The 1,598-nt window shown below is 31.0% G+C and carries 2 protein-coding genes; both read left to right on the top strand.

Annotated features, from left to right (window positions below; translation table 11 throughout):
* A partial coding sequence (locus CW734_RS01150) for a sugar phosphate nucleotidyltransferase (RefSeq protein ID WP_101189123.1) occupies window positions 1–646 on the top strand: 646 nt, incomplete at its 5' end.
* A gap of 4 nt (window positions 647–650) precedes the next feature.
* Window positions 651–1,598, top strand: a 948-nt coding sequence (locus tag CW734_RS01145; protein WP_101189122.1) for a GDP-mannose 4,6-dehydratase, incomplete at its 3' end; no start/stop codon positions are given.

Here is a 1,598-nt window from a genome sequence, read left to right as displayed (position 1 = left end):
TACGCCTAAACCATTAATAAAAATAGGTGATGTTCCAATTATTATTCACATTATGAATCATTTTTCCCGTTATGGGTTTAATGATTTTCTGTTATGCGCAGGATACAAAAAGGAATTATTCTACGATTATTTCGAGAAAAATCCAAATAAAAAGTGGAATGTTAAAGTATTGGATACAGGTGAAGATTCTGAAACGGCTAGTAGAGTTTTAACAATTTCGTCTCACTTAGGAGAACGTTTTTTTCTTACTTACGGAGATGGAATTAGTAACGTAAACCTCAATGAACTTTTAAAATATCATGAAGAAAAAAAAGTATTGACCACAATTACCGGTATAAATCCTATTTCACAATATGGTGTGATTGAAGTGGAAAATGGATTAGCCATAAAATTTAACGAAAAGCCTAAAATGGATGAAATAATAAATGGTGGTTACATGGTGATGGAAAAGAAAGTGATTGAATACTTTAGAAGTAACGAATCGATAGAAGAAGGCCCACTTAATCGATTAGTGAATCAAAAAGAATTAGCTGTATTTAAACATGAAGATTTTTGGAAGGGTATAGACACAGAAAAGGATGTCGAAACACTAAATGATATTTGGAACCAAGGAGAAATCCCTTGGATCACTAATAGTAGGAGATGACAAAATGTGGAAAAAAAGAAATGTATTGGTTACAGGTAGTAATGGATTTGTAGGATCTCATTTATGTGAGAGATTAATTCATTTAGAAGCAAAAGTAGTAGGTTTATATAGAGAATTAAAAGAAGATTCTGTTTTAGTAAAGTCAGGTAGTACTTTATCAATGACCATGATTAAAGGTGATTTAACAGACTTATTTTTATTAAAAGAAGTTATAGAAACCTATGAGATTGAAACTATCTTTCATCTTGGGGCACAAACAGATGTTAAAGTTGGCTCTGAAAATCCAATAGAAACGTTTGAAAGTAATATTAGAGGCACATGGAATGTATTAGAGGCATCAAAAAGATCGGATAAGGTTAAACAAATAATAGTCGCTTCAAGTGATAAAGCATATGGTACTACATTAAAATTGCCTTATTCTGAGGAAAATCATCTTAACGGTATTTTTCCTTATGATGTTTCAAAAAGTGCCACTGATATGTTATCGTCGACTTATTTTCACACATTTAACTCTCCTGTATGTATCACTAGGTGTGGAAATATATATGGGGAGGGGGACCTTAATTTAACTAGAATAGTTCCTAGTAGTATTATGTCTATTATAAAAGGAGAGATACCTTTAATTCGTGGAAATGGTCAATCTACACGCGATTATTTGTATATACTTGATGCTGTAGAGGCATATCTTAACCTTGCAGAAAATATGGAGAGAAATCCAAGTATACTTGGAGAAGCTTTTAATTTTAGTAATGAAGATCCTATTACTGTTATTGAACTAGTAAATAAAATAATCAAAATTAGTGGAAAAGAGGGAATAACTCCTACTGTATTAAATGTAGCTAAACATGAAATTGATCATCAATTTTTGAACTCACTGAAAGCAACAGAGATTTTAAATTGGAAACCCAAATTTTCATTAGATACAGGAATTTTGAATACTATAAAATGGTAC

Source organism: Planococcus sp. MB-3u-03 (assembly GCF_002833405.1).
Classification (GTDB): Bacteria; Bacillota; Bacilli; order Bacillales_A; family Planococcaceae; genus Planococcus.
Note: the sequence above shows the minus strand (reverse complement) of the source record. Positions and strands in the feature narration are given on the sequence as shown.